This is a genomic window from Gottfriedia sp. S16(2024), assembly GCF_050473765.1.
Classification (GTDB): Bacteria; Bacillota; Bacilli; order Bacillales; family Bacillaceae_G; genus Gottfriedia.
The window spans coordinates 320,562-346,953 of the sequence record NZ_JBFLUO010000001.1 but is presented as its reverse complement, the minus strand read 5'-3'; the positions used below and the strand labels follow the sequence as shown (position 1 = coordinate 346,953).

General features: G+C 33.5%; 24 protein-coding genes. 22 read left to right on the top strand and 2 right to left on the bottom strand.

Annotation, left to right across the window (positions count from 1 at the left end):
* Window positions 1-92 precede the first annotated feature (92 nt).
* Entirely contained in the window at window positions 93-881 is a 789-nt protein-coding gene (locus AB1282_RS01820; protein ID WP_172795423.1) for a phosphotransferase family protein, read from the top strand.
* A gap of 31 nt (window positions 882-912) precedes the next feature.
* Here the strand turns inward: AB1282_RS01820 and AB1282_RS01815 are convergent, their stop codons facing one another.
* A complete protein-coding gene (locus AB1282_RS01815) occupies window positions 913-1,191 on the bottom strand; it encodes a YtzH-like family protein (RefSeq protein ID WP_056473344.1) in 279 nt (92 codons plus the stop codon).
* Between the two features lie 150 nt (window positions 1,192-1,341).
* On the opposite strand from AB1282_RS01815, the gene trmB reads away from it, so the two are divergent.
* Window positions 1,342-1,983, top strand: a complete 642-nt coding sequence (trmB, locus tag AB1282_RS01810) for a tRNA (guanosine(46)-N7)-methyltransferase TrmB (protein ID WP_056473346.1) — start codon at window positions 1,342-1,344, stop codon at window positions 1,981-1,983.
* 222 nt (window positions 1,984-2,205) lie between these two features.
* On the top strand, window positions 2,206-3,048 hold the full coding sequence (locus tag AB1282_RS01805) for a YtnP family quorum-quenching lactonase (protein ID WP_429898322.1): 843 nt from the start codon (window positions 2,206-2,208) through the stop codon (window positions 3,046-3,048).
* 14 nt (window positions 3,049-3,062) lie between these two features.
* Here AB1282_RS01805 and AB1282_RS01800 read toward each other — a convergent pair whose 3' ends face one another.
* Entirely contained in the window at window positions 3,063-3,374 is a 312-nt protein-coding gene (locus AB1282_RS01800) for a PepSY domain-containing protein (RefSeq protein WP_056473349.1), read from the bottom strand.
* 161 nt (window positions 3,375-3,535) lie between these two features.
* Between AB1282_RS01800 and AB1282_RS01795 the strand changes: the two genes are divergently transcribed.
* From AB1282_RS01795 to AB1282_RS01705, 19 genes are all read left to right on the top strand, one after another.
* Window positions 3,536-4,606 carry a M42 family metallopeptidase gene (locus AB1282_RS01795; RefSeq protein WP_056473350.1) on the top strand — a complete coding sequence of 357 codons (1,071 nt, stop codon included), beginning with the start codon at window positions 3,536-3,538 and terminating at the stop codon, window positions 4,604-4,606.
* 250 nt (window positions 4,607-4,856) lie between these two features.
* Entirely contained in the window at window positions 4,857-5,969 is a 1,113-nt protein-coding gene (locus AB1282_RS01790; RefSeq protein ID WP_056473351.1) for an ABC transporter substrate-binding protein, read from the top strand.
* On the top strand, window positions 5,959-6,795 hold the full coding sequence (locus AB1282_RS01785; protein WP_056473353.1) for an alkaline phosphatase family protein: 837 nt from the start codon (window positions 5,959-5,961) through the stop codon (window positions 6,793-6,795). The genes AB1282_RS01790 and AB1282_RS01785 overlap by 11 nt, the downstream gene beginning before the upstream one ends.
* A 175-nt stretch (window positions 6,796-6,970) precedes the next feature.
* Complete coding sequence (locus tag AB1282_RS01780) at window positions 6,971-7,735, top strand: ABC transporter permease (protein WP_429901041.1); 765 nt, start codon at window positions 6,971-6,973, stop codon at window positions 7,733-7,735.
* Window positions 7,732-8,601 carry an ABC transporter permease gene (locus AB1282_RS01775; protein WP_429898321.1) on the top strand — a complete coding sequence of 290 codons (870 nt, stop codon included), beginning with the start codon at window positions 7,732-7,734 and terminating at the stop codon, window positions 8,599-8,601. The genes AB1282_RS01780 and AB1282_RS01775 overlap by 4 nt, the downstream gene beginning before the upstream one ends.
* Window positions 8,598-9,611, top strand: a complete 1,014-nt coding sequence (locus AB1282_RS01770; RefSeq protein ID WP_429898320.1) for an ABC transporter ATP-binding protein — start codon at window positions 8,598-8,600, stop codon at window positions 9,609-9,611. Before AB1282_RS01775 ends, AB1282_RS01770 begins: the two co-directional genes overlap by 4 nt.
* Before the next feature lie 26 nt (window positions 9,612-9,637).
* Entirely contained in the window at window positions 9,638-10,423 is a 786-nt protein-coding gene (locus tag AB1282_RS01765) for a DeoR/GlpR family DNA-binding transcription regulator (protein WP_390309617.1), read from the top strand.
* A gap of 159 nt (window positions 10,424-10,582) precedes the next feature.
* Complete coding sequence (locus tag AB1282_RS01760) at window positions 10,583-11,455, top strand: HAD family hydrolase (protein WP_056473363.1); 873 nt, start codon at window positions 10,583-10,585, stop codon at window positions 11,453-11,455.
* Window positions 11,456-11,643: 188 nt separating this feature from the next.
* On the top strand, window positions 11,644-12,159 hold the full coding sequence (locus AB1282_RS01755; protein WP_429898319.1) for a DUF84 family protein: 516 nt from the start codon (window positions 11,644-11,646) through the stop codon (window positions 12,157-12,159).
* A 71-nt stretch (window positions 12,160-12,230) separates the two neighbouring features.
* Window positions 12,231-12,548: a thioredoxin family protein gene (locus AB1282_RS01750; protein WP_056473367.1), complete on the top strand. Its 318-nt coding sequence runs from the start codon at window positions 12,231-12,233 to the stop codon at window positions 12,546-12,548.
* Between the two features lie 17 nt (window positions 12,549-12,565).
* Window positions 12,566-13,363 carry a DUF1444 family protein gene (locus AB1282_RS01745; protein ID WP_286131727.1) on the top strand — a complete coding sequence of 266 codons (798 nt, stop codon included), beginning with the start codon at window positions 12,566-12,568 and terminating at the stop codon, window positions 13,361-13,363.
* A 14-nt stretch (window positions 13,364-13,377) separates the two neighbouring features.
* Window positions 13,378-13,983: a YtpR family tRNA-binding protein gene (ytpR, locus tag AB1282_RS01740; protein WP_429898318.1), complete on the top strand. Its 606-nt coding sequence runs from the start codon at window positions 13,378-13,380 to the stop codon at window positions 13,981-13,983.
* A gap of 220 nt (window positions 13,984-14,203) precedes the next feature.
* Entirely contained in the window at window positions 14,204-17,467 is a 3,264-nt protein-coding gene (locus AB1282_RS01735) for a DNA translocase FtsK (RefSeq protein ID WP_429898317.1), read from the top strand.
* A 97-nt stretch (window positions 17,468-17,564) separates the two neighbouring features.
* Window positions 17,565-18,680 carry a nicotinate phosphoribosyltransferase gene (locus AB1282_RS01730; protein WP_056473373.1) on the top strand — a complete coding sequence of 372 codons (1,116 nt, stop codon included), beginning with the start codon at window positions 17,565-17,567 and terminating at the stop codon, window positions 18,678-18,680.
* Between the two features lie 301 nt (window positions 18,681-18,981).
* Window positions 18,982-20,274, top strand: a complete 1,293-nt coding sequence (murC, locus tag AB1282_RS01725) for a UDP-N-acetylmuramate--L-alanine ligase (protein ID WP_056473375.1) — start codon at window positions 18,982-18,984, stop codon at window positions 20,272-20,274.
* 150 nt (window positions 20,275-20,424) lie between these two features.
* Entirely contained in the window at window positions 20,425-21,573 is a 1,149-nt protein-coding gene (gene solA, locus AB1282_RS01720; protein ID WP_429898316.1) for an N-methyl-L-tryptophan oxidase, read from the top strand.
* Between the two features lie 350 nt (window positions 21,574-21,923).
* Complete coding sequence (locus AB1282_RS01715) at window positions 21,924-23,291, top strand: MFS transporter (RefSeq protein ID WP_286131728.1); 1,368 nt, start codon at window positions 21,924-21,926, stop codon at window positions 23,289-23,291.
* Between the two features lie 155 nt (window positions 23,292-23,446).
* Window positions 23,447-25,006, top strand: a complete 1,560-nt coding sequence (gene hutH / locus AB1282_RS01710) for a histidine ammonia-lyase (protein ID WP_429898315.1) — start codon at window positions 23,447-23,449, stop codon at window positions 25,004-25,006.
* 126 nt (window positions 25,007-25,132) lie between these two features.
* Window positions 25,133-26,344: an AraC family transcriptional regulator gene (locus AB1282_RS01705; protein WP_429898314.1), complete on the top strand. Its 1,212-nt coding sequence runs from the start codon at window positions 25,133-25,135 to the stop codon at window positions 26,342-26,344.
* The last annotated feature ends 48 nt before the right edge of the window (window positions 26,345-26,392 follow it).

The window sequence follows — 26,392 nt, the reverse complement described above, 5'->3', positions numbered from 1 at the left end:
GCTTATTACAGCTGATTGTAATAGGCTATCTTTCTTTTTGTAATAAAATAATTTTAAATACAAACATATATAACACAAGGAACGGAAGAACAATGGATAATCATATACAAGAAATACTCGGAAAAGAATGGACAATCTCGCCAGCCGGTGGTTTTACTGGTGAAGCGTATATAGCAGAAAATAATGATAAGAGATTATTTCTAAAACGAAATTCTTCTCCTTTTTTAGCAGTGTTATCAGCAGCTGGTTTTGTTCCAAAATTAGTTTGGACTAGAAGACTAGAAAATGGTGATGTACTTACTGCTCAAGAGTGGGTAATCGCACGCAGTTTAGAACCTCATGAGCTCTCTGCGAAAGGGGTTGCGCAATTTTTATATCGTATCCATTCATCCAAAGAATTGTTATATATGTTAACGAAGCTGGGGATTAATCCATTAGAACCTCAGGAATTACTGCAAACAATTGTAGGAAATCTTACTGAAGAGTTTACACAAAGCCAGATCATTGTAAAAGGCATCGAATATTTAGAGGAAAATATGCCATCTTTTGATTCAGAGGATTTAGTCGTTTGTCATAGTGATTTAAATCATCATAATTGGTTACTTACTGAGTCAAATAATTTATATTTAATTGATTGGGATGAGGCAATCATTGCTGATAAAGCATTTGATTTGGGCATGTTTTTATTCACATATGTAGAACAGAACGATTGGGACAAATGGCTTCGAAATTATGGAATAAAATTAACTGAAGACCTATTAAATCGAATGACTTGGTATGTAGTCGCTCAAACAATCATTTGGATTAAATGGTACACTCTTCGTGAAAATGAAAAGCAGACTCAAAAAATGAAGAGCCTGCTAGAGAAGATATTAGATTAAATAAAAATTTCCTCGGAAATTGTCATATAGATTAAGAATAAGTATTGAAATCAGTCACCCATTGAGAGAGTTGATTTTGGTGGTTTGTAATGTGCTGATCTAAATCAGCAGAATACTTTCCAGACTGACTATAATAATAAACGTCATTTAACATGCTTTTTACATCATCTGTTATTTGGTCGTTCGTTAATAAGGATTGAACAAGTCTTTCTAATTGCTCACATTCTGATATAGTTCCACAACAGTCAGATTGGTGATTCATTAAAATATCACGTAAAATGGTTAATTGATGTTCATGATTTAAAGGCATAAATTCACATCCTTGTTTTATTAAGTACACTTGAAATAGTTTGTGTTATAAGAAATGATTTTATACTATACCTGAATAACCGAGTGCCATAGTGCTTGGTTTTTTCTTTGAGTAAATATAAATTGCAAAATCGAGAGGGAGTAAAATCTTATGAGATTAAGACATAAGCCAGGTGCGGCAGATCAAGTTAAAGAAAATGCTCATTATGTAATTCCAAATCCGTCTGAACAAAAAGGGAAATGGAGAGAAGTTTTCCAAAATGATCAACCAATTCATATCGAGGTTGGTACGGGTAGAGGTCGTTTTATGGTCGGTATGGCTAAAGCCAATCCTCATATTAACTATATTGGCATTGAGAAATATACAAGTGTAATTTCTGATGCATTAGATAAATTAATTGAAGCTGAAGTTCCGAACTTAAAGCTGTTAAATGTAGATGCTCAAAAATTAACGGATTTCTTTGAGGACGGAGAAATAGATCGAGTATATTTAAACTTTTCTGATCCATGGCCAAAGGTACGTCATGAAAAACGTCGATTAACATATAAAACATTTTTAAATATGTATCAGCAAATCTTGAAAAATGATGGGGAAATTCATTTTAAAACAGATAATCAAGATTTATTCGAGTTTTCAATCATGAGTATGGCGAACTACGGAATGACAATGCATTTCTTAAGCCTAGATCTTCATAATAGTGATTTTGAAGGAAATATTATGACTGAATACGAAGAAAAATTTTCTTCAAAAGGTAACCGTATTTACCGTGTTGAAGCTGCTTACAGAAACTAATCAAAAGACTATCGTGATATATTGATCATGATAGTCTTTTTTATTTTGCTACAGTACAAGAAATTTTAATAAGAATCTTTATGTTCAAGCAAACTAAACCGATTTTTGATTTCATATTCACTAGTGATTCCTTTCTTTCACCTATTCATGGTCTTAAAATATTCAGTAAATTCGTAAAAGTGGTATAATATTTAGGTCTAGTAAAAAAGAAAGGGGATAAGTATGGAACAGTTGAAAATTGGAACTTGTACAATTCAGTGGCTTACTGGAGGAAATACCCATTTAGATGGTGGAGCAATGTTTGGAGTTGTTCCAAAGGCACTTTGGTCAAAAAAATATATAGTTAATGAGAAAAACCAAATTCCTTTACGTACTGATCCAGTATTTATTCAAACAAATGGTTTAAACATTATTATTGATAGTGGAATTGGTGTTAACAAATTAAATGAGAAACAAAAAAGAAATTTTGGCGTTACAGAGGATTCAATGTTAGAAGAATCATTAGCAAAGCACGGATTAAAACTAGACGATATTGATTATGTCATTATGACACATTTGCATTTTGATCATGCAAGTGGATTAACAAAACTTGAAAATGGTGAATTCAAACCTGTATTTTCGAATGCGAAAATTATTACTTCTCAAATTGAATGGGATGAGATGAGAAATCCGAATATTCGCTCAAGTAATACATATTGGAAAGAAAATTGGGAAGCAATCGGGCACCAAGTAATCGCATTTGAAAAAGACTATTCTTTAACAGATGAAATAACGATTATTCACACAGGTGGACATAGCGATGGGCACAGTATTATAAAAATTGAAACTGAAGATGAGCTATTATTACATATGGGGGATTTAATGCCTACACATGCACATCAATCACCTTTATGGGTTATGGCATATGATGATTACCCAATGACATCTATTTACGCAAAAGAAAAATGGGTTAATTTTGGTTTGCAAAAAAAATCTTGGTTTACGTTCTATCATGACGATGTATTTAGAGCAATAAAATGGAGCGCCGAAGGACAAGTATTACAGTCGATCGAACGCTCCAAATAATTTGGCTATTGTAGTTAAACAATTTGAGCAGAAATTAGCTCACCATTTACGGCATTAATGATGAATGAATAGTTTGTAGTATCATTATCTGATTCTACTACTGTAAAACCACCTTCATAAACATCACCTTCATAATCAGGTAAATCTGCCCACTTTGGTTCTGAATGAATCCAAGTTCCAGTTACATTACCATATGAAAGAAATACTGGCTTAATTGTTTTTAATGCTTTTTCTGCTGGAATATATTGTGAAGATAATTTTTTTTGTAAATATAGTCCACCAGCAACACCTAAACCTAGGCCAATTAGGACGCGTTTAAGTTTCATTTGTACCACCTCTATTTAAGTATTATGTGCTTGAAAAAATATTCTACTACTTATCTTAGTCAAACCGGAGCAACATTTCAACGGTTAGCATTGGTATTATGTGTTATTTTTAGATAAAATAAAAAAAGAAGATATGATTTGTACAGAGAGGAACTTTAATTATGAATCAAGATACTCTACAGCTTTTTAAATTTTTAACAGAATTACAAGGTGCATCAGGATTTGAGCATGAAGTTCGTCACTTCATGAGAAAAGAACTTGAGAAATATACAAATGAGATTGTGCAAGATCGTTTAGGAAGTATTTTTGGAGTTAAACGTGGAACTGAAGATGGACCTACTGTAATGGTGGCAGGTCATATGGATGAAGTTGGTTTCATGGTTACTCAAATTACAGAAAACGGAATGCTAAGATTTCAACCACTAGGAGGCTGGTGGAACCAAGTATTACTTGCTCAAAGAGTTCAAGTAATGACAGATCAAGGACCAGTAATTGGCGTGATTGGTTCAATTCCACCACATTTATTAAGTGATGAGTTAAGAGCTAGACCAATGGATATTAAAAATATGTTAATTGATATTGGTGCAGATAACAAAGAAGATGCAATAAATATTGGCATTCGTCCAGGTCAACAAATTGTACCAGTTTGTCCGTTCACTCCTATGGCTAATGAGAAAAAAATCATGGCAAAAGCTTGGGATAACCGTTACGGTTGTGGACTTGCGATTGAATTATTAAAAGAAGTTCAAAATGAAACTTTACCAAATATTTTATATTCAGGTGCTACTGTTCAAGAAGAAGTTGGACTAAGAGGGGCACAAACAGCTGCAAATATGATTAAACCTGATATCTTTTATGCACTAGATGCTAGCCCAGCTAATGATATGTCAGGTTCTAAATCCGAGTTCGGTCAATTAGGTAAAGGTGTTTTATTACGGATTTTAGACCGCACGATGGTTACTCATAAAGGAATCCGTGAATTTATTTTAGATACTGCAGAAACGAATAAAATTCCTTACCAATATTTTGTTTCACAAGGTGGAACAGATGCTGGACGAGTACATGTTTCAAACGATGGCGTACCATCTGCTGTAATTGGTATTTGCTCTCGTTATATTCACACTGCAGCATCAATTATTCATGTTGATGATTATTTAGCTGCAAAAGAATTACTAGTTAAGCTAGTTAAAGCGACTGATAAAACAACTGTTGAAACATTACGAAATTATTAAGAAAGTAAGAAAGAAGCCTTAAAAAGAGGCTTCTTTTTTTTATTGAAAATCCTTACCTTGCCTTTCCCAATCCCTACACTTCACATCTTTTCTTATCGATCCCCTATAACTTTAACTCTTTTTTAAATTAATGTTATTAATAAATTCTTAACATGCAGTTAATGTGGGTTTTACGATGTTGTTTTATGATGAAACCGTAACAATCAGTAATGAACATTAAACAAACCACATTGATGTGAGGAGATCTAAAATGAAAACTGAATTTAAAAAGAAAAGTTACAAGGCAGTGCAAGTTGTCGTTTTGGGTATGACAGTTCTAGGACTAACAGCATGCGGAAAAGCCGTGGAAACGAAAAGTGAATCTGTATTAAATCCAAATTCATTAACTCTTAAAGAAATTGAAACAAAAGCAAAAAAAGAAGGTGAAATAAATAGTGTAGGCATGCCTGATTCATGGGCTAACTGGGTTGAAACTTGGAATGAAGTTAATAAAAATTATAATTTGAAACATACTGACACAGATTTGTCTAGTGCGGAAGAGATTGCAAAAATGGAATCTGAAAAAGAGAATGCTACTACTGATATTGGGGATGTTGGAATGGCCTTTGGTCCAATCGCTGAACAAAAGAATTTAACTATTCCATACAAAACATCTTACTGGAACGAGATTCCTGATTGGGCGAAGGATGACAATGGTGACTGGGTAGTCGGATACCAAGGAACTATTTCTTTTCTGACAAATAAAGAACTAGTAAAAACACCTCCTAAATCTTGGGACGATATTTTAAAGGGGAATTATAAAGTAACCGTTGGAGATGTTCAGCGTGGTACACAAAACCAAATGGCTGTACTTGCTGCTGCTATTGCATACGGTGGAGATGAAACAAATATCCAACCAGGGATCGACTTTTTTAAAAAGCTTGCTAAGCAAGGACGATTAAGCTTAACAGATGCCAAACCAGCAAACATCGAAAAAGGAGAAGTTGAAGTAGCACTTGTTTGGGACTTTAATGCGCTTGGTTATGCTGAAGCAATTAAGCGTAGTCAATTTGACGTATCTATACCTAGTGATGGGTCAGTTGTTAGTGGATACTCAACTATTATCAATAAATATGCTAAACATCCTTATGCTGCTATGGCTACAAGGGAATATATTTTAAGCGATGAAGGACAAATAAACTTAGCAAAAGGATTTGCTCGACCAATCCGTAATGTTGAGCTTCCAAAGGATGTAGCTGAAAAAATGGTTCCAAAAGAGCAATACAAAAATGCAAAGCCAATTAGAGATTTTAAGGCTTGGGAAGAAACTGCAAAAACTTTACCTCAAATCTGGCAAGAAGAGGTGTTAGTAAATGTCAAATAAAGTTATAGCTATAGTTGTTGATGGAATGAGATATGACAAAGCATGCGAAGCGCTTGGATATTTACAGCATTTAGTGGAAATAAATCAAGCTGCACTATACAAGATGAAGTCGGAGCTTCCGAGTCTTTCTCGCCCATTATATGAAGTGTTATTAACTGGAACACCATCATCTGTAAATGGAATTACATCTAATCAAGCAGTTCGTTTATCGAATGAAAAAAGTATCTTTCATCTTACAAAGGAAAATGGATTGAGAAACGGAGCGGTATCTTATTACTGGGTAAGCGAACTATATAATCGAGCACCATTTAATTTTATTGAAGATCGAGAACAAGATGATCTATCTAAAGCGATTCAACACGGGAAATTCTATTGGGATGATGACTATCCAGACAGTCACGTGTTTATGGATGCAGAAGCTTTACGTAGAAAATATGATCCTCACTTTTTATACATTCACCCTTTAGGTGTAGACGTTAAAGGAGAACTATTTGGTTCCGAATCGAAAGAATATCGTGAACAAATTTTAAAAATAGGCAGCTTGTTAGCGCAACTTCTGCCAATTTGGATGTCAGAAGGTTATCACATTTTAATTACTTCTGATCATGGAATGAGCGAAACTGGTAATCACGGAGGAATAACAGCGGGCGAACGAGATATACCACTTTTTATTATTAGTCCAAAAGTTGAGCCAGGTGTTTATAACGAAGTAATCCCTCAGCTAGCTTTTGCTCCACTTGTTTGTGAGCTCTTAAATATTGAGCTGTCCGATAAGATGATTTCTTATCGATTACCCGGTTATAAGGAAAAAAATGAAGTTTATTGAAATGAAGATTTTAAGGAATGGAGAATTGGTTTAGTGAAATTCACCAATTCTCTAATGTTTAAAGAATTTAAGGGAGCGAGAATTTTTGCAAAAGATAAAAAAACATAAGATTTACTTATCAGCTCTTTTATTGCCATTTGTATTGTTTGTAATAGGTTTTGAATTAGGGCCATTGATGGCCATGATTAAGAATGGTTTTTATGCTGATGACGGAAAGCATCTTACTATTGATCAATATATAACTATATTTAAAAGTAAGTTCTACTTACAAGCTATTAAAAATAGTATAGTTATTTCTATTATTTCGGCAGTTATTTCGATTCTAATAGCTGTAGTCATGGCTTATTCTTTTACAAAGTTTTCACGTAAAATACAAAATCGTCTATTAATGATTGCTAATATGACTTCAAATTTTGAAGGAATCCCTCTTTCTTTCTCGTATATTATTTTACTTGGAAACAACGGATTGTTTACTTTGCTTTTTGCAAAACTTGGCTGGAATTTATTTTCTGATTTTAATTTATATTCATGGACCGGACTGATACTCGTCTATATATATTTCCAAATTCCTCTGGCAATATTGCTGATTTATCCTTCGTTTCAAGGAATTAAACAACAATGGAAAGAAGCGTCTGCATTATTAGGAGGATCAACAATATCCTTTTGGATTAGAATTGGAATTCCAGTACTCTTACCAAGTATAGTAGGTACTTTTAGTATTTTATTTGCTAACGCTATGGGGGCTTATGCAACGGCCTACGCATTAGTTGGTAGTAATTATAATTTGTTGTCATTGCAAATTGCCTCACTTGTCGCAAGTGATGTTACATTAAAACCACAATTAGGTAGTGCACTAGGAGTCCTTCTAGCAACAACTATGATTGGAGCGATGTGGATTAATGAAAGAATGATGCGTCGCATTAGGAGGGACTTACGATGAAATTATCATCAACGTTTTTTAAAGTAATAGTTGGATTACTTGTAATCTATTTATTGATTCCACTAGTTGGTACATTTTTATTTTCAATTGCTAATAAATGGGATCATTCAATCTTACCTGAAAGTTATACATTAAATTGGTATATTGAATTATTTCAAGATGGACGATTTTTTGATGCTTTTCAACGAACATTATTTTTAATTATCATAACTGTCATTTTAAGCATTTCAATCATGCTTCCAACAATTTTTATCATAACTGTATATTTTAAAAAATTTGAAGGAATCCTCCAAGCAATTGCGATGCTTCCATATGGAATTCCACCTATTGTAGGAGCAGTTGGGTTAATAAAGCTATATTCTAATGGCCCATTACAAATTGCAGGTACTCCATGGATATTAGTTGGAGCTTACTTTATAACCATTTTACCTTTTATGTATCAAGGTATTCGTAATAGTCTTAGAACGTTAAATGCCATTCAACTTGTAGATGCAGCAGAATTACTTGGTGCAACTAAATTTCAAGCATTTCGAACTGTTGTACTTCCAAATATATTATCTGGAATATTAGTTTCAAGTTTATTATCTGTAGCTCTTTTATTTAGTGAATTTGCTTTTGCTAATTTACTAGTAGGAGGAAGATTTGAGACCTTGCAAATATATCTTGTTGATAAATTAAATAGCAGTGGACATTTAACAAGTGCCATAGTTATTACTTATTATTTGGTGATTTTACTTTTAACTGGAACGGTCTTAAAACTCTCGTTTAGAGCAAAAAAAAATCCAGTTTTGTTAAATAAAAAGTCGTCTATTTTAAAAAAACAAAGTCATTTTAAAAATACAGCAATAGAAGGTGAAGTTAAATGAGCTATGTAAATATTGATCAAGTGACTAAAAAATATCAAAATCAAGTCGTCTTAAATAATATTTCCTTAACATTAAATAAAGGAGAATTCGTAACGCTTTTAGGTCAAAGCGGATGCGGAAAAAGTACTTTATTACGTTCTATTGCTGGACTTGAAGACGTCGAGGTAGGAAATATATTAATTGATGGAAAAAACATAACTAATTTACCTCCACGCCAACGTGAAGTAGGTATGGTATTTCAGTCTTACGCACTTTTTCCAAATATGACAGTATTTGAAAATATTGCATATGGTCTAAAAATGAAAAAAGCTAAAAACATTCAAGTAAATGTAAAAAAAATGATTGAATTAGTTGATTTAATAGATAAAGAAGAATCATACCCTCACCAATTATCAGGAGGACAGCAACAAAGAGTTGCTTTAGCACGAGCACTTGTCATGGAACCAAAAGTACTACTGTTGGATGAACCGTTAAGTGCATTAGATGCAAAAATTCGAAAAAGCTTACAAAAAGAATTAAAAAGAATACAGCAAGAACTAGATATTACGACTATTTTTGTTACACATGATCAAGAAGAAGCAATGACAATGTCGGATCGAATTTTTGTGATGAATAATGGAAATGTAGTACAAGAAGGTACGCCTTCTGAGATCTATACAACACCAGTAAATAAGTTCGTAGCAAAATTCATCGGAAATTATAATGTTTATGAGATGGACGTTTTTCATAAACTTGTCCGTAGTAATGAATTAATTGGAAATGATGTAGCAATTCGACCTGAAGTATTAAAATTAGTAGCTGTGGGAAATGACAGCATGGATTTACAACGAAATTGGGGAATAAAGGGGATTATTTCAGATGTTACGATGACTGGTAATGTTTTAAGGTACGAAGTTGAAACCGAAGAATCTGCATTTCTTGTAGACAACCTTAACCACCGAGGTGAAATGTTCCAGCAAGGGGAGCAAGTTAACATTATTGTACCTAAGAAAGAATGCGTTATCTTATAAATTATTAAAGCTTCTGGAGGATTAAAATGTCTGTTTTACCTGAGGAAAGAAAAAACGAGATTTTAAAAGAACTTAATAAAAAAGGAAAAGTTAAAGTTATCGATTTAGTTGAACAATTTAATGTATCAGAAGAAACGATTCGTCGAGATTTAATGATTTTAGAAGAAAAAGGCCTTTTAAAAAAGGTGTATGGTGGAGCAATAAAAACAGTTTTCCAAAATGAGGAGCCTCCTTTTAAGCAGCGAACGACTGTTAATCAGGAAGCAAAAGTAAAAATTGGTAAAAAGGCTATGGACCTAATTTCCAACGGAGATGTTATTGCAATTGATGTAGGCACAACAATGCTTGAATTTGCTCAGTGTATTGAAAATAAAAAAGACATTACTATATTGACTAATTCATTACCGGTATCTTCGCTGTTAACAGAATCACTAAATCAAAATAAGTTTACCGGACAAATATTATTACTTGGTGGAATAGTTGATCCAAAGCAACAGTCAATAAGTGGAAGTATTACAGAACAATTACTAAGTCAATTTAATATTGATAAGGCATTTATTTCAGCGGGTGGTGTTTCAGCTCAAAATGGAGTAAGCAATTATCATTTCCATGAAACTTTAGTTTCTCGAAAAATGGTTGAAGTGTCTAAGCAAGTGATTTTATTAACAGATTACTCGAAAATTGGTGTAGATACATTTTGTAAAGTTTGTTCTCTTGATAAGGTTGATGCAATAGTATGTGACCATTCATTTCCAGAAGAATGGAAAGAGCATTCAATATTAGAAGAAATCAAATGGATTCAAGCAAATTAAAATCGATGGACTACATTCTATTTATTCTTTTTTTAGTAGACAATAACGTAATTAATGAATCGTTATTGTCCTTCTAAAGCTTGTCATTTTGGTGATGACCTATTACTTAACACTATAAAACTAGATGAAAAGCATAATAAATTAAAGGGGATATAATCAATGAGTTTCATTGCAATAGATTTAGATGGAACATTATTAAATAATGAGAATGAAATTAGTGAAGAAAATATTAATGCAATTAAATTTGCAGGGGAAAATGGAATTGAAATCGTTATTTCAACCGGTCGAGCGCATTTTGATGTCAAAAAAATTTGTGAAAGATTCAGGATATCGCCATATGTGATCGGAACAAATGGGGCAACAATTCATTCAAAAAACGGAGAATGTATCTCATCAATTACAATCTCAAAAACGAATATTGAACAAATATTAAGTTGGCTTGATGACCGAGGTTATTATTTTGAAGTTTTTACAGATAAAAGCATTTATGCTCTTAAAGAAAGAAGAAAAATTTTCCAAAATGAGATTAATACCCTTAAAAGAGATGAGTTAGATGAAGAAATGAAAGAATTAGTTAATGTTGCTGAAAGACAATTCGATCAGTTCGGGTATGTATTAGTTGATAACTGTCAGGAAATCATACAACATAATGAAGAAGTTAATAATATTTTAGTATGTACGTTTGATATGAAAAAATTAGAAGAAGCTAGTAATCAATTTAATAAGTGTGTTGAGCTGATGGTTGTTTCATCTGCGGAGCATAATATTGAGATTACGAATCGCTCTGCATCAAAAGGATTAGCATTAGAAAAGTTACTATTTTTATTGAATGGCTCTTTAGAGCAGTCTATGGCTATTGGCGACAGTAATAATGATATTTCGATGCTTGAAAAAGTAGGATATAGTGTTGCAATGGGGAATGCAAAAGAAGAAATCAAAGCAATTTGTACAACGGCAACTCTAAATAATGATGAAAATGGCGTTGCCCATGCTATTTATCGATATATAGATACTTTTGTATCTAAAAGATAAAAGTTTTGGAAGGTGTGTAATGTTTCTATGTTATCTCTGTAGAAAAATTTTTGACCCAAATGAGGTAATAGTTGAATGATTCAATGGATCGTAAAGATGCTTTCATTTTGAAAGTGTCTTTTTTATTGTATATTAAAATTATATTTATAACTTAATAATACATAAGACCAGTGAATGGAGTTAAGACAATGAAAATAATAATTGGTTCTTTAAATCCTACAAAAGTAGGAGCCGTTAAAAAAGTTTTTAATCAGTATCAAGTTGAGGGAATAAATGTTCCATCAAATGTTTCGAATCAACCTTTGACTGATCAAGAAACTATGCATGGTGCTATAAATAGAGCGCATAATGCTAGAATCGCAGGTGAGTCTAAAATCGGTATTGGACTAGAAGGTGGGGTCATTATAGAAAACGATCGGCTTTTTCTTTGTAACTGGGGAGCACTTGTATATGAAAATGAAGTAATACTAGCAAGCGGAGCAAAAATTTTATTACCTAGCGAATTTATTAATGAGCTACGAAATGGAACCGAGCTTGCAGTATTAATGGAACGATATACGAATGAAAAAGATATACGTAGTAAAGAAGGGGCAGTAGGGGTATTTACGAATGGCCGAATTACTAGGACAGAGATCTTTGAACATATTTGTGAATTACTATTAGGACAATATGAATTCAAGAAACGAAAAGAAGATAACAATTGAGAGTCATCCTTTTTGCATATCGATAAAAATAAGATAAAATAAAAGAAAATGAATTAAGCGAGGGAATAAGAATGGAAAAAATTACATCAGTTGAACAATTTGAACAAGCGAAACAAGGAGAAAAAGTTGTTTTCCAATTTTCAGCAAATTGGTGCCCGGATTGCAGATTTTTAGATATGTTCTTTCAAGAAATAATTGATGAAAATAAAGATTTTACGTTTTATTATGTAGATCGTGACCAATTTATTGAGGTGTGCCAAAATCTAGATATTTTTGGAATACCAAGTTTTGTAGCGTTTAATAATGGTGAAGAAATTGGCCGTTATGTAAATAAAGATCGTAAAACAAAAGAACAAGTAGAAGAGTTTCTTGAAGGATTAAGAGGCTAATAAGGTAGGTAAAACAATTGGCAAAGAAAACAACACTAGACTTAAAAAAAATGATCGAAAACCGCCTTGGAAATGAAGATTGGCGTTTTATCTATGATCGAGAAAAAGAAGACCTTCGAATTGAAGGGATTGAAAGTAATAAAGGGATGAGTGTCTCTTTAAATAGTGCAGTAGCAAAGTATGAAGCAGAAGGTGAAGAGGCATTTAATGAATTAATTTATTATATAAAAGAAGCACTTTCTGCTATGCACTCTGAAACTGTATTTCTTGAAGAACAAATTCGACCAGTTATTCGAGCTACATCGTTTCCGACAGAAAAGGAAGAAGGAAATTTATTTGTAACTGATGAGCATACTGCAGAAACTAGAATTTACTATGCTATTGATTCAGAAAAAACGTATCAACTTATTGATGAAAAATTATTAGTAAAGTCAGGTTATACAAAAGAGCAGCTCCATTCTATTGCTTTATTTAATTTAAGAAAAATGCCCGTTCAAGTAAAAGAAGATATTGTTGCAGATAATACTTTTTATTTTGTACGTACAAATGATGGATACGATGCGAGTAGAGTACTGAATAGTACTTTTATAAAAGAAATTCAATCAAAAGTAAAAGGTGAATTATTAGTAGGAATTCCACATGGAGATGTACTAATCCTTGCTGACATTCGAAATAACATAGGTTATGATATAATGGCGCAAATGAATATGAGTTTCTTTGCAAGTGGGAAAATACCAATTACATCATTGTCATTTGCTTACGAAAATGAAAAGCTAATGCCAGTATTTATTTTAGGGAAACAGAAGAAGCAATAGAGAGGAAGAAATCAGTGAATATTTTTTATAACAAAGAAGGAATCGGCGATACTCTATTAATTACACTAAAACAAATTCCATCAGAAGATCGTCAAGTTGAGCGAAAAGGGAATATTGCACGCGTATATAGTTCAGTTACAAATGAAACAGTTGCTATTAATGTGTTTGAGGCATCTACTTATGTAGATGTTCAAGAAAATGGTATCGTTACGATTACTGAACACATTGTGAATACGGTTAATGAACTACTAGCAAAGGAAGGGTTTGAAGATACATTAGTATTAGACCTTTCACCTAAATTCGTTATTGGATATGTGATTGAAAAAGAAAAACATCCAAATGCTGATAAATTAAATATTTGCAAAGTAGATGTTGGAACAGATACATTACAAATCGTTTGTGGTGCTCCAAATGTTGAACAAGGACAAAAGGTTGTTGTTGCAAAAGTTGGTGCAGTAATGCCATCAGGATTAGTTATTAAGGATGCTAATTTACGTGGAGTGGATTCATTCGGTATGATTTGCTCTGCACGTGAACTTGATCTACCTGACGCTCCACAAGAAAAAGGAATCTTAGTTCTAGAAGCTGATGCTGAAGTTGGAAAAGCTTTTTTTAACTAAATAATATATATTTTCGTATAAATACTAGGCCATGAATTGGTCTAGTATTTTTTCTGTTTTTCAATAAAAGAATTATTATTTTAATAATAATTTGATTAAATTATATATTTGATATGGAAATATGATTGAACTAGCGCAATTTGTAATAATAATGTGTTTTTTGTCATTATGTCACATGGTAAAATAAAAGGTATGAAAAGAAATAGAGAGAGTGAGAAAAATGAAAAATTGGTTAAAAAGCCTTTTTAAGGCGAATAGCCTTAATGAGATAGAAGAAGAGTTTGAAGAAGGGTTTAAAGAAAAGCCTGTTGAGGAGAAAGTTTATCAATCACACTCTATCGAAAAAAAGAGAAGCGCTTCACATGAGCGTCCAAAATTTAGATTTCCAATTGAATTAGATGAAGAAATACCGTCACCAAAGCCGATAAAGGAAACAAAAATTGAACCAGTTATTAAACAAGAAAAAAATGATGATATTTGGCAAAAGTCACCAAACAATTTAAATAAAGAATATAAACCTACATATAATCAGAGTAATAATTTTATAAGAAATACTTTTCAAAGCAATACTTCTCAAAGCACTCAATACGATAAAAGTAATTTATCTAGTCGACTTGAAAAAAATCAGGTCTCAAAAAGTGAGGAAGAACCAGTAAAAGTAGAAAAAGAAGAAAAAGAAGAAAAGGTCGATATTGTATTTCGTCCAAAAAGAAAAACACCATTTCGACCAAGTGAATATATTTCACCAATTTATGGTTATCAAAAACCTCCGATAAAAGAAGAAAATACTACTGCTGTTAACATTTCTTCAACTAAAGAAGAAATGAGAGATGAAGCTTCTCAAATTAATAATGTACTTGAAACTTCGTTTGAAAAAGTTGAAATCGACACTTTCGAAAATAGAAGTTTCGGCAATCAAAATCAAGAAATAATTGAAGTGTTAGAGCTAGTAGAAAAAGAAGAAATTCAAACTGAAGCTATTCAAGTTGAAAATGAAGAGCTACATGTTGAAGTTCATCAAAGTGAAATAGAACATGAAGTTGAAGATGAACAACTTGAAACCCATGAAATTGAAGTTGAAGAGACGAATGAAGATTTAGAACCTGAAGTTCATCAGGTAGAAGCGGAAGATGAAAATACGAATGAAGTTGTACAGCTTGTGGTACATCCAATTGAAACAGAAGCTGAAGTGAAAAAGGAAGAAGTACAATTCGGAACCCTTAAAATCGAAGCAGAAACTGCAGCGAAAGAGGAAGAAGTACAATTCGAAACCCTTAAAATTGAATCAGAGGCTGCAGTACAGCATGAAGTAAATATTCATGGGTCTGATCTTGCCTCCATTAAAGAAGACAAAGAAAACGATGATTTTACTCTAAATATGGAAGACATCATTGAACAAAATGACTCGAATAATCATGATGAGACTTTGGTCCAATATGATGAAAACGAAGACAAAGGTATTGATTCTGTTCAAAATAATGAAGTGTATGAAGTAGAGCCTGAATTAACAGATGAGGTTATAAAAGAGATTAAAGAAGAGACGGTACAGCATGAAAGTTCCAATGTAGAATCTAAAGTAGAGGAATCCGTTGGAATTAATCAACATTCTGATACAAACATTAATGAACAGATAAAGCCTGAAATTGAAGCTAATCAAGAGGAATCTGAACCTAAACCAATCGAGAAACGTCAGAAAAAACGCCATTTTCCTTTTAATGTAATGATGCTTAGAAGTGACGTAGAGTCGTCAAGAAAAGCGAATATAATGAGACAACTTCGTGAATTACAAAGTGAATCTGCTGCAACAGTAGAAAAGGTAAATGAAGAAGTTGAGACAAAACATAATGAACTGATGATTGAGAATGCTAATTTATCTGTACAAAGTGAAACTTTATCTATAGAGAAAGTTCAACCAAGTGAAATAATTAGTGAAGCAATCACTCAGGAATTTACACCTGAAGGAATTCAAAATCAGCCAGTTCTTGAAACTGAAGAAAGTAAAACAGAAACGAACTTAACGAAAGAGAATGTTCAGACTGATGAACCTCAAAGTTTAGAAGAAATGCCACCAGTACTTTATGAATTACCAGAATTAGATTTATTAGTTGATCCTCCAATGGAACAATTTAATGATGGAGATTGGGTTGAGGATCAAAAGCAACTTCTACAAGAAACATTACATAATTTTAATGTAGGAGCTAAAGTAATTGCTGCAACCCAAGGTCCAACAGTAACTCGTTTCGAAGTACAGCCTGATCCTGGGGTTAAAGTAAATAAAATAACGAACTTACAAGATGATATTAAACTGAGCCTAGCAGCTAGGGATATTCGAATTGAAGCACCGATTCCTGGTCGAAGTGCCATTGGTATAGAAGTGCCAAATAAAGAAAGTAAGCCTGTATACTTAAGAGAATTAGTTAGTCAGGATAAATTTTTGCAAAGCGAGTCACCTTTAACAGTTGCTCTAGGACTTGATATAGGTGGAGATCCTGTCTATGCAGATATTTCAAAAATGCCACATGGTTTAATTGCTGGAGCAACAGGATCAGGAAAGAGCGTATGTATTAATTCAATTCTAGTTAGCATTTTATATAAAGCGAAACCTCATGAAGTGAAATTAATTTTAATCGATCCTAAGATGGTTGAACTTGCACCGTACAATCATATTCCACATCTTATTTCGCCAGTCATTACTGACGCTAGAGCCGCGACTGCTGCTTTAAAGTGGGCATGTGATGAAATGGATCGACGTTATGATTTATTTGCTCATGCTGGAGCAAGAGATATTAAGCGATTCAATGATTTAGCGAAGAAAAAAGGTGCTTATAATGATGAGTTACCTTACTTAGTCATTATTATTGATGAATTAGCGGATTTAATGATGGTATCTCCTGGAGATGTAGAAACTTATATTTGTCGTATTGCCCAAAAAGCGAGAGCATGCGGAATCCATTTATTAGTTGCAACTCAAAGACCTTCAGTTGATGTCATTACAGGTATTATTAAATCAAATATACCGACGCGTATTGCGTTTACAGTATCTTCACAAGTAGATTCTAGAACAATTATTGATATTGGCGGAGCTGAAAAGTTACTTGGACGAGGAGATATGTTATTCTTAGATAATGGAAAATCTCAAGCAATTCGATTACAAGGAGTTTATGTTTCGGATGATGAAATCGAACATGTTGTAGAGATTGTTAAAGACCAACAAAAACCGAATTACTTATTTAATCAAGAGGAACTTGTAGCAAAAGCGGATGCACAAGATGTTGATGATGAACTTTTTGAAGAAGCAGTGGAGTTTGTCATTGATCAAAAAGGTGCTTCTGTTTCAATGTTACAAAGACGTTTTCGAATTGGGTACAACCGTGCAGCTAGATTAATTGACCTAATGTTTGATCACGGGATTGTATCGAATCAAAATGGAAGTAAACCTCGTGATGTACTGATCACATCATTAGAGGAGATTCGTTCTGAGTGATATATTAGAAATTCGATAAAAATTAAGTAACGAATGTTAAAGTTTTTTTAACCCATACTAGAAAAAAAGAACGATACTTTTCAGCAGGTGAAGATTCATGGAAAAAGAATTAGATTTAAAATTACAAGGTAAAATAAGCCGATTAACGAATCAAACATTTAAATTTGATGAGAGAATCGGAGAAGGCTGGTTTTCAGCTGTATATTTTTTAAAAACTAGAGAAATCATTCGAAAAAAGAAGCCAGATACTGAAGTAACAATGCAATTTTTCCAAAGAGAAAGTGCAGTATTATGTGGCACGGATGAAGCAATTGCGATTTTACAAACTTTTGCAGATCATCCAGAAAATCTTATTGTTCATTCATTAAAGGATGGAGATATGATTGAACCATTTGAAACTGTATTAACAATTAAAGGTAAATATGCTGATTTTGGCTATTTAGAGGGAATTATTGACGGTATTTTGGCTAGACGTACTTCTGTTGCGACAAATGTTTACAATGTAAAACATTCTGCAAAATCCGCAGGCATTAAAAAGCCTGTTATTTTCATGGGAGACCGTGATGATCATTTCACGACACAAGCAGGTGACGGTTACGCAGCATTTATTGGTGGTGCAACTGCACAAGCAACTCATGCAATGAATGAGTGGTGGGGCAATGAAGGTATGGGTACAATGCCTCATGCATTGATTCAAATGTATAATGGTGATGTTGTGGAAGCTGCGCGTGCATACACAGAAGTTTATCCACAAGATGATTTAATTGTCTTAGTAGATTATAATAATGATGTCATAAATGACGCTTTAAAGGTTGCACGAGAATATGGTAGTAAATTAAAGGCTGTACGTGTAGATACATCGAAAACAATGATTGATCAGTATTTTATAGGCAATCCAGAATTGTTAGGAAGTTTTGATCCTAGGGGTGTAAATCCTCCATTAATTTTTGCTTTACGAAATGCACTAGATCAAGAAGGGTATCAGCATGTACAAATTGTAGTAAGCGGTGGATTTACTGTAGAAAGAATATTAGCTTTTGAGAAACAAGGTGTACCAGTAGATTTATATGGTGTAGGCGGAAGTTTATTAAAAGTTAATGTAGGCTTTACGGGTGATAATGTTGAACTAGATGGTGTACAACAAGCGAAAGCTGGAAGAAAGCTTCGTGAAAATCCGCGATTAGAAAGAGTAGAAATGAGCCCTAAACTATAAAGGGGTAAAAAATCAATTTAAGATTGATAGTATTTTAATATAAGCAGATAACTAAAAGTATTTATATTTCCACCTATTTCCGTATAGTGCGACTTAAAATAAATAGTCCTATGGGAGTTAAAGTGATATAATACTAATTGCGTAAAAATTTAAGTTAGTTATCATTAGAAAATTAACTAGACTCGGCAAAGTAACAATGCATCAAATTTATAAAATATTGATGCCATTTCTTTTATTCACACATATACTGTCTAAGAGATAGGCCGTTGTATTAGTGATCGATTTTGGAGGTTCTTTTAATATGACAGTTTACCATTTTGTAGGGATTAAAGGTACTGGAATGAGTGCTTTGGCACAAATATTACATGATTCTGGTTTGACCGTTCAGGGATCAGATTATGAAAAGCACTTTTTCACTGAAAATGAATTACGAAAAAAAAATATTACGATTTTACCATTTGATAAAGCAAATATTCAAGAAGGCCAATTCGTTATAGCAGGTAATGCATTTCCTGATACTCATGAAGAAATTGCAGCTGCTATTGAAAAAGGAATCCCGATGGCACGCTATCATAAATTCCTAGGGGAATATATGAATAAATTTACTAGCGTTGCAATTACTGGAGCACATGGTAAAACCTCTACGACAGGTTTATTAGCCCATGTAGTTTCTGGTGCGCGTCCAACTTCTTTTCTAATTGGAGATGGTACTGGTAAAGGTGAAAAAGACAGCGAGTATTTCGTATTTGAAGCTTGTGAATACCGTCGTCATTTTCTTTCATACTTCCCAGACTATTGCATCATGACTAATATTGATTTTGATCATCCGGATTATTATAAGAGTGTAGATGATGTATTCGATGCTTTCCAACAAATGGCTGATCAAGTAAAGAAAGGTATTATTGCATGTGGAGATGACGAACATCTTCAACGTATTTATGCAAAAGTACCTGTAATGTATTATGGATTTAACGAGGACAATGATTTCCAAGCTCGTAATATCGAAAAACATACAAATGGTACAACATTTGATGTATTCGTCCGTAATACGTATTACGCTACTTTTGATATTACTGGATATGGTGATCATAGTATTTTAAATGCTTTAGCAGTAATTGCGCTTTGCCATTATGAAGAAATTGATGTTAATATCATTAAAGCTAGATTATTAACATATGGTGGCGTAAAACGTCGTTTCAGTGAAAAACGCTTTGGAGATCAAATGTTAATTGATGATTATGCTCATCATCCAACTGAAATCCAAGCCACGATTCAAGCAGCACGTCAAAAATATCCTGATCGTGAAATCGTAGCAGTGTTCCAACCGCATACATTTACACGCACAAGTAAATTTTTAGATGAATTTGCTGGTACATTAGAAAAAGCAGATAAAGTTTACTTATGTGATATTTTTGGTTCTGCAAGGGAAGATAAAGGTACTTTAACAATTGAAGACCTTTCTTGTAAAATTGCAGGTGCTGAACTATTGACTGATGACAATATCAGCAATTTACAAAACCATAAAAATAGCGTCTTAATTTTTATGGGTGCTGGAGATATTCAAAAATACCAAGCAGCATACGAAAAACTATAAAAACTATAAAACCCGTTTATGAATGATCATAGACGGGTTTTTTGTTTTTTTAGAATAAGCTTGATTTACTAAAATTGCTTATTTAAGAAGGTATATTGTAATAACAAAAAGAATATGTCATACGAATGAAGAAGGTAAGGAGTGAAATTGTTGAATAATCACTATGATGTAATAATTGTTGGAGCAGGCTCTATGGGAATGGCAGCAGGATACTACTTATCAAAAGGCAATCAAAATACATTATTAATAGATTCTTTTGATCCGCCTCATAGCTTAGGTAGCCACCATGGCGATACGAGGATCATTCGTCATGCATATGGAGAAAGTAGAGAATACGTGCCGCTAGCATTGCGAGCACAAAAATTATGGGAAGAACTAGAACAATTGTCTGGAAAACAATTATTCTCTAGAACCGGCGTTTTATGTGCTGGTGCACCTGGCTCGACTTTTACTAATGAAGTAATAAATAGTGCAAAAGAATTTTCGTTGCCGCTTGAAATATTGGATAGTAATGAGATCAATGCAAGATGGCCAGGCTTACGTTTACCGGAAGGATTTATTGGTTGTTTAGAAACGTCTTCCGGAATTCTTTTTAGTGAAGAATGTGTTCGAGCGTATAGAGAACTATTTATCCAGGAAGGAAATAGTCTTAAAACTAACTCGCCTGTTATTGATATTGAAGTAGGTACTAATAAGACACAAGTGTGTACAGAGAATGCTGTTTACACAGCGGATAAACTTGTAGTATGTGCAGGCGCTTGGTCTGGTAAAATTCTTGAAAAGACGGGTATTAATATACCCCTAAAACCTACTCGTAAAACAGTTGCTTGGTTTGAATGTGATCATCAGCTATATGATTCTAGTTCGCTGCCAGCATTTACAATCGATCTAATTGATCGACATTACTATGGCTTTCCAAGTCTTCATAATAGCGGATTGAAAATTGGTCGACATGATGGAGGACAAATAGTAGATCCGGATCAATTTAACCGAGAATTTGGAGAGTTCTTTGAAGATGAAACGGATCTGAGAAATTTCTTAAGCGAGTATATGCCACTTGCAAATGGTAGATTACTAAAAGGTAAAACATGCTTATATACAATGACTCCGGACGAGCACTTCATTATTGATCAGCATCCAGAATACAAAAATGTAATCATTGCCACTGGTTTCTCCGGCCATGGCTTTAAGTTTGCAAGCGTAGTAGGTGAGATTATTGCTGACCTAGTAACAAATCAGAAATCTGCTTTTGATTTGAGTATGTTTTCATTAAATCGTTTTTTAAGTAAGAAAGTATAAACTTGAGGAAGTTTCTAAATTAATCTTCAAAAAATGATTCGCAAATTATTTGTGTTCGTCTTTCTCAATGTTGATTATGTTAGACTTCTGAGAGATAGCTAATAAGCTATCTCTTATTCTTTTAAATCCTTTTCCTCCTATTTCCATCATGGTTACCATCCCTTTGGACTACACATTCAGCAATATTGTGCTAGTAATCCGAAACTTTATCTAGAGATAATTTAAAGCATAATAATTATAATTTATTAAAAATACTGAAAATTTTGGAAGCGCTTTAGTAAGAAATTATTTTATTATTTACTATTTTTTACAATTTATTTTATCTGGAAAGTCAAAAAGGGGGTATTCTTTTGAAGGAAAAAAAATTTATGATGGATGATGCACCGCTTAATAAATTCCATATTCGGATTACAGCACTAACTTTTGGATCGAATTTTTCGGATGGCTATGCTTTAGGAATTATAGGCATGGCACTTTCGCTACTAGGCCCACAGATGAAATTAAATTCTGTATGGGAAGGATTAATCGGTAGTTCCGCATTAATCGGACTTTTTTTCGGTAGTTTGTTTCTTGGCGGATTATCAGATCGTATTGGTAGGCAAAAAATCTATTTAGCAAACTTTGTTATTATTACAATCGCATCTGCCCTACAGTTTTTTGTTCACGATCCATATACGCTTTTTGCATTAAGGATTATAATCGGTGTTGCACTAGGAGGAGATTATGCAGTAGGATCGACTTTGCTAGCAGAGTTTGCACCTAGAAAGTATAGAGGTATGTTATTATCTTCATTAAATGTTTTATGGACAGTAGGATATGTAGCTTCAAATCTAGTTGGCTATTATTTAGAAAAAACAGGGCCAGACGCATGGCGTTGGATGCTAGTGAGTGCTGCACTTCCAGGTCTAATTGTCTTGCTTTTACGTTTCGGAACTCCGGAGTCTCCACGTTGGTTATTAAAGATGGGCCGTGTTGAAGAAGCACGTGCTATTGTAAGAAAGTATATTGGTGAAAATGCTGTAATGGATGAGTCAGTCGATGCTAATTCTAAACAAGCATACAAGGTTACAGATTTATTCAATAAGCAGCTATGGAAACGGACAACATTCGGATCACTTTTTTATATGTGTCAGGTAGTTCCATATTTCGCAATCTATACATTCCTACCAACTATTTTAAGTAAATTGGGATTTGAAGAAACATTTGGTGTAGACATGGTTCTAAACTTGTTCCTTCTAGTAGGTGCGTTAGCTGGTGTTTGGTGTACTGAAAAATTAACTCGTAGAGGGTTTACAATTAATACATTTATTATTTTAACGATTTCATTATTCGCATTAACAGTCTTACCACCGGGTCTACATACAATTGCAATTATTGTATTTGCAATCTTTACATTTGTCATGTCGGCGGCGTCTAATTTAACATTAGTGTATCCTGCTGAACTATTTCCGACCGAGGTTCGTGGAACTGGGGTTGGCTTGACAACAGCAGTTAGTCGAATTGGATCAGCTATTGGAACATTCCTACTACCTATAAGCGTTAGCTCAATGGGGATGACACCTTCTATGATTGGAATGTCTATTATTCTATTTATTGGTACGATTGTTTCGATCGCTTGGGCACCAGAAACTAAATCACTTTCTTTAAATGAAGCTAGTAATCCACTACTTGAAGGGGATATAGTAGAGACAAACAAGCAATCAGTTTCGAGTCATTAATTTGATTTACCCAACTCATTAACGCTCGCTTTCTTTTTAGCTTCATCTGCTTAAGGGGGCTCAATACCGTCTAAGGTAACTTCGCTCCTCGTGAAGCTTCGCGCTTCGAAAGACGAGCGTTTTCAATCATTCATTCATAAATAAGAGGTGTTTTGATGTTCAAGAACGATATTATTCATCCAAAAAATATTAAAGAGGTTATTCTCGGGGATCATGAGTTGTCGATTAATGAGGTAATTGCTGTTGCAAGATATGGTGCAAAAGTATCATTTACAGAAAACTACTTTCTTAGAATAAATCATTCTCGTAATCTAATTGAAAAGTTTCTTGATGAAGAAAGAGCGGTTTACGGGGTAACTACTGGCTTTGGTAGTAACGTAACAGAAGTTATTTCAAAAGAAGATGCTCAGGCTCTTCAACGAAATATAGTCCGATCTCATGCTGTTTCTGTAGGCGAGCCACTTGAAAGAGAAGTAGTAAGAGCCATCCAATTAATGATATTAAATAATATAGGTCAAGGCTTTTCTGGAGTTAGATTAGAAGTGTTAGAGCTTATTGCAGCGCTTCTTAATAATGATATTTTACCATTTGTTCCAGGTGATGGATCAGTAGCATATTTATCTCCTGAAGCTCATATGGCGCTAGTATTAATGGGCGAAGGAAAAGCGTGGTATAAAGGCGATCTTCTAAATGGGCATGAAGCTTTGGAGCGTGCAGGCCTAAAACCAATGACATTTGAGTGTAAAGAAGGTTTAGCACTATTAAATGGAACTACATCAGTTTCAGCATTCGCAATACTTTCGATATACAATGCAATTCAAGCAGTAAAAACTGCAGATGTCACTGGTGCTATGTCATTAGAAGCACTTAAAGGGACAATAAAGGCTTTAGATCCGCGTCTTCACTCGGTAAAAAAACATGAAGAACAAGCAAATACTGCTCGAATCATTTCAGTGATATTAAATGGAAGTGAGCTTGCAGAACAGTATAAGGATTATCGATTACAAGATGCACTTAGTTTAAGATGTATACCACAAGTTCATGGTGCAGTTAAAAAAGTGTTTAAAAATGCATTGGAAAATATTAAAAATGAAATGCAATCTTCAAGTGATAATCCGATCATTTGGCCAGAGGAAGAAGATGGTATTGCATTAATGGGTGGCAATTTTGATGCTACATATGTGGGAATCGATGCGGATACTATTTGTATTGCTATGGCAAACTTAGCAAAAATTACAGAACGTCGTATAGATCGATTAGTAAATTATCATGTAAGTGAACTTCCAAATTTCTTAGTTGTCAATCCCGGTTTAAACAATGGATATATGATTCCGCAATATACTGTTGCAGGATTGCTTAATGAAATAAGAGTTTTATCGCATCCAGCAACAATTGATAATACGCCTACATGTGCGAATCAAGAGGATGTAGTTAGCTTTGCTTACTTTGCAGCTAGGAAAGCATTTCAGATTTCTAAAAAACTTGAACATATTTTAGCAATCGAGTTGATGGTCGCTACTCAAGCTCTAGATTTCCATGATTCGTTAAAAGCATCACCAGTAACGGCAAGTATTCACCAGTTAATTAGAAATCAAGTTCCAACAGTTGAAGAGGATCGCTATTTTTATCATGATATTGAAAAAATTCGTAATCAAATTCATGATGGAGAAATTGTTAAACTTGTTGAAGATAAAATAGGCGCTATGGAATTATGAAATTTGTAAGGAAGCAGTTATACTCTAAGAGTACGACAGCTTCTTTTTTTATGGCTCAATCATTTTCGATGCTTACTACCAAATATTCACCTAAGAAAAATCATAGGCTAAAAAGGAGATATAAAGATGAATCAACATGCTACTCAATCAGCTTTTTCAAATTTGTTACTCTCTGGTACGCTCGTCCATATAGGAACTTTTGATGAAGTTCAAAAAAGATGTGGCATTAATACTTATCCAAATGTTGTAATGGTGATTTCAATCGATCGCTATCCTGATTTAGCAGTAGAAAACTCAATTAAGTGGAAAAAAGAAATTGGCCATGAACTAATAAATCAAATTGATCAGACGATCGGAGTTCCTTATTTATGGAACTGGGTAGAGGAAGGTGTGCTTGCACTTCTAATTGAGCTAGAAGATAAAGATAGTGAGATCGAATTCAATAATAAGATATATAAAATGGCAGAAGAAATTCAAAATTCATTGGATAGGGCCAAGATTTCCGTTTCAATTGGAATAGGTAAAAAATATAGTAATCCATATATGTTATACCACTCTTTTGAAGAGGCTAGAAAGTCAATGTCAGGTCGTTTTTTTCAAGGGAACAAACTGATATTTCATAGTGGTATTAAACCAGTGGAAGAAAATACACTAAGAGCACGATCAACTGAGGATCGTATTGAATTATTAGCACTTGTACGTATTGGTGATGAAGAAGGTGTAGTCAATCAATTAAAAAGCTTCCTTGAAAAAGTAGCAAATGCATGCCGATTAAATGAAGACGTATTTAAGACTGAAGTAGTCGATTTAATTATGTTAATCTCTAGGGTTGTAGTAGAGTCAGGCGTGAATGCAACACTCATCATGTCAAAAAACGCTCAAATGATTCAGGAACTATATCATATTATTCGCTATGATAAATTTGTTAAAAAGGTTTGTGAATATGCTTACTGGCTAACGGTTCAAATAGCCAATTCATTTAATAATCAGATGAGTCCTGTTATTCGTAAAGCAACTAAGTATATTCGAGAAAATCATCAAACTAGCATAACACTGGAAGAAATAGCTCAATTTTGTAACGTAAGTAAATATCATTTCAGTCACCTATTCAAAAAAGAAATTGGCACAAGTGTGATTGATTTTTTAAATAGAATAAGGATTGAAAAATCAATGTTTTATTTAGAAATGACTGATTTAACCATGCAAGAAATTGCTACACGAATTGGTTTTCAAGATTCGAATTACTTTAGTCGTATATTTAAAAAATACATAAAAAGTAGCCCTTCTGAATATAGGGCTACTAAATATCCACATTTAAATTTAGTGTTAGAAAATTAAAATTAGGATGCAGAGTTTAAGGTTATAGAGGAGGTTGTAAAAGACTCT